Origin of the sequence: Bacillus sp. AY2-1 (genome assembly GCF_008368965.1) — a bacterium.
Taxonomy (GTDB): domain Bacteria; phylum Bacillota; class Bacilli; order Bacillales; family Bacillaceae_G; genus Bacillus_A; species Bacillus_A thuringiensis_S.
Genome location: NZ_QPEL01000250.1, coordinates 1 through 3,669 on the forward strand (window position 1 = coordinate 1; position 3,669 = coordinate 3,669).

Genomic DNA, 3,669 nt, shown 5'->3' on the forward strand with positions numbered 1-3,669 from the left:
GAGTCTTACTGCCCGGCAAATAGCGGGATAAAATCATTTCTTTAATCTATAATAAGAAGGACATAAAAAAACAAAAAGTTACAAAAATTTTCAAATTAAAACTTTTATAACTTTTTGTTTTGATTCAAATATAATTTCAATTAAGGTATCTCATCGTTTTAAACTTGACGCTCCATAATCTTGTATAGTTACATTTATATGATATTTAATCGGTACTTTACTAAATGTTTGATCCCAATCTTTTTTGACTTTCTCCCATGTTCTCGGGTGTTTAATTCTTAATTGGTTGCCAAAACCCGCAATATCGACTTGATATTCTTTTTGTATTTTTTTGTAACATGATGTACTAAGTGCTTTACTTCTTTTTCAATAGCTTTTTCTTCCTTTTTTAAAAATTCATTTTCAAAATCTTTTCCTGATTGCATCCAATTTTCAGACAAACGCCCTTCTGATTCAATGTTTACATCAAAGGAAATATTATTTCCGTTAACATGTGGTATGATTTTGCTTTTTATTGACTTTATTTCGTATATAATGAGTTTCTTTGATTCTTTATCAAAAGTTTTTACCACACCACCATTCCTTTTTCCGTTTATCCATACTACTCCTTCCAATTCCTGTTCATTTAAAAAGCCCATCAACTTTTTTGTCTTCCCTTTAATTACAGCAGCTCCTGCAAATTTTGTTTCCCCTTTTATCGAGATTACATTTTGCAAAAGAAAACTGGACCCTGACCGCATCTTTCCTTCCAATTTAGCGAGCGATACAGGAGGTAAAATCCTTGTTGTTCTATTTCTATTATCTGCAATTCCAGACAAACGAAATGCTGGAATTTCTCCTTTTTTGTTTGATTCCAGTACCTCCTTCGCTAGCCCCTTGCTAATTAAGAGCATACAGCTAAGCCGAACTTCATTGTCACGGAGATACTGTTCAAGTAATTGTTCTAAACTGTATGTACGTACAAGACTATCACTAATAACAATGTTTTTTAAATGTGGGCTGAACATTGTGCTCTCTCTTTTCAATGAAAACTCACGAACAATTTGATGAATGGAATCACCTGTCTCAGAAACATTAATATAACGTTTTTGTTGTCCATTTCCTTTACTTTGTGCTTGCGAACTAACAATTTGATAAGTAGCTGTTATAAGATTTCTTTTAGGATAACCTCCTTCCTCATCTTCTTTCTCAATTGTTGAATTCTTCCCTTTATCTAGTGCTATACCTGCAGTTAAACTCAACTCTTCTACTTCTTTACTGCTCCAACATCCTGTTAAAAATAGAAGCAAAAGCGTCCATAACAAAGCAAAATAGAACCGCATATAATTAAATTTATTTTTCACACTACTCCTCCTTTTAATCGCGTAATAATAAGAAGAAGCAGTGGCAGTAAACCAAATAAAAATAAAGCAGCATTACCGAGCATATCCCCCAATTTAAGCAAGTCATTTATATTTTTCGAAGTCATAGCAATGATGTAAATGATTGGAATCAAAGCAAAAATAAACGGATGAATACTCTTTTTAAAGAGTTGCGCTAATCCTAATGCAGCTGCATAATAACTAATCGTATAGGTAGCAAATATTTGCATAATCCATATTACAAGCAGTAAAGATTCAAAACGTTCAAATATCAATCCAGAAATTTCAAAACTGCGCATAAGGTCAATTGTCGGCCATGTTCTTGTTACAACCCCATCAATTGATAATGCACCAATGACCATTACAACAGTTATTACATAAAAGATTAACGGAATAGAAATTCCAACTAAAATAGCTTTTACTGCTTTATTTCGTTGTTCCATAAATACCAAAAGAATTAACATAATTTCAGGACCTGTATATGCGAGAGACGTTGTTTTTATCCCATCTAATACTGGTTTAATTCCCAAACCTAATACGGGACGGAGATTATCTATCTCGAATATTCCGATGCTCATAAAGGAAATGATTAAAAAAATAAAAACAGTAATAGGAAATATTATTTCAAACATCCGTGCAATTGAATTAATACCACTCATAATCAAATAGAGACCTATCCACATAAAAGGCATAACAATAGCCCATGTGGGGGTTCCTTCGAGCAAAAAAAAGCTTATTACTTCTGCCATTGAACGAATTTGAAATGCTGAAGTTGTAAGAAAATACCCTATAATAAGAAAACTAAGCAACCTGCCTATCCATTTCCCTACAATATCTTGACTGTATTGGTAAAATGTTTTTTCTGGAAACTGCTGACTTAATTTGACCATAATTACTCCTGAAACCATTGCCAGTATTCCACCTAATATCACACTTATCCATACATCTGGTGTTTTCACTTTTTCCACAGATGCTCTAGGCAGAGTGAGAATTCCTGTCCCAAGTATGTAATTTACAATAATAACAACTGCCTGTGAAGTTGTTATTCGGTCTTTAAGTTTAGTAATCACTGAAGGCCACTTCCTTTCGTCATCAGCTACCTTTTGCGGATATTTTTTTGGGTATGCATTATTTTTGGTCGACGTCTCATTATTTTTAATGGCATGCGAACCATAAAATCTTTCCAGTCACTGAATCGATATGGAACAGCAGGACTGGTATAAGGAACGCCAAAACTTTTCAGTTTCACTAAATGACTGCAAAGTAAAAGAAAGAAGAGAATAACTCCATACAAACCAAATATCGCAGCACAAAACATAGCTACAAAACGAAGAATGCGTAACGTAATTCCTACACTATATTGTGGAATAGTAAAAGAAGAAATAGCTGTTACCGCAACAACGATAACCATTATTGGACTAACAATTCCTGCTTCTACAGCAGCTTGACCAATTATTAAACCGCCCACAATTCCCATTGCAGGTCCAATCGGTTTAGGCAGACGTAAACCTGCTTCTCGCAAAACTTCGATAGCTACTTCCATAATTAACGCTTCTATTAAAGCGGGAAAAGGAACTCCTTCTCGCGATCCGATAATAGAAATAGCGAGCTTAGTGGGAATTAATCCTGGATGAAATGAAATAAAAGAAATATACAGTGCTGGAGCAAATAATGAAACAAAAGCTGTCATGAAGCGTAATAAGCGGAGAAGCGTACCAGGAAGCCACCTTTCATAATAATCTTCTGGTGATTGCAGCAGCATACTAAATGTAACTGGAGCAATTAAAACAAATGGTGTTCCATCTAACAAAATAGCTACTCGACCTTCCATTAAAGCACTAATAACACGATCAGGTCGTTCTGTATTTTGAATCTGTGGAAAAGGACTTAGATAATTATCTTCAATGAGTTGCTCTATATAACCAGATTCGAGTACACTGTCTATGTCAATTTTCTGAATTCTGTTTTTTACTTCATCCACCAATTCTGTACTAGCAAGATCTCTAATAAATGCGACAACTAACTCTTTCTTTGCACGTTCTCCTACTGGTAGCTTTACTAATGATAAGCTCTCATCCGCACAATGTCGTCGCAAAAGTGAGGTATTATCACTTAATACTTCAGTAAAACCGACCCGTGGCCCTCTGACTAATGCCTCCGATACTGGTTCTTCAATGTTTCGTTTATTTGCTTTTGTTGTACCAAGAATAAACACATCTGCTAAACCATCAATTAAAAGAGCTGTTGAACCTATCAATACTTTGGGTATTAAATCTTTTATGTAATGGACTTCTGCNANNNCANNAAT

General features: G+C 34.5%; 2 protein-coding genes and 1 pseudogene. All 3 read right to left on the minus strand.

Translation table 11 applies throughout. The features are described from left to right. Positions 1 to 150 precede the first annotated feature (150 nt). A pseudogene (locus DN403_RS29850) lies at positions 151 to 1,343 on the minus strand (Ger(x)C family spore germination protein). Further along, the gene (locus DN403_RS29855) at positions 1,340 to 2,431 is read right to left on the minus strand and encodes a spore germination protein (RefSeq protein WP_000628928.1); all 1,092 of its coding nucleotides are present in this window, start codon (positions 2,429 to 2,431) and stop codon (positions 1,340 to 1,342) included. Before DN403_RS29855 ends, DN403_RS29850 begins: the two are co-directional and overlap by 4 nt. Positions 2,432 to 2,457: 26 nt before the next feature. Next, positions 2,458 to 3,669 (minus strand): spore germination protein (locus tag DN403_RS29860; RefSeq protein ID WP_149186068.1); only part of this gene is annotated, 1,212 nt, incomplete at its 5' end.